Origin of the sequence: Streptomyces fildesensis, assembly GCF_016107395.1 — a bacterium.
In the GTDB taxonomy this organism is placed as follows: domain Bacteria; phylum Actinomycetota; class Actinomycetes; order Streptomycetales; family Streptomycetaceae; genus Actinacidiphila; species Actinacidiphila fildesensis.
On the sequence record NZ_JAAIKO010000457.1, the window covers coordinates 1 to 209 of the forward strand.

At 52.2% G+C, this 209-nt stretch carries 1 protein-coding gene; it reads left to right on the plus strand.

Going from position 1 to position 209, the window contains the following annotated elements:
• Positions 1–209 (plus strand): hypothetical protein (locus tag C6N31_RS45050; RefSeq protein ID WP_232486409.1); only part of this gene is annotated, 209 nt, incomplete at both ends.

Here is a 209-nt window from a genome sequence, read left to right on the forward strand (position 1 = left end):
TTGATTGGCAAACAGAGTGGTGCTGGAGGCAGTCATCGCGGAACTGGGCAGCAGAATCTGAGTGCAGAGAAAGGTACGCAGCAAAGACGGCAATGGAAGCGAGAATCTCCTGTTGTGGCTCCTGAGTCTAGCTTAGCTGATTACTTCTTTGCCCCAATGGAGAACATGTCTGACCCAGCCCTGGACGAAGAAGAGAAAGTTGCAGAGGG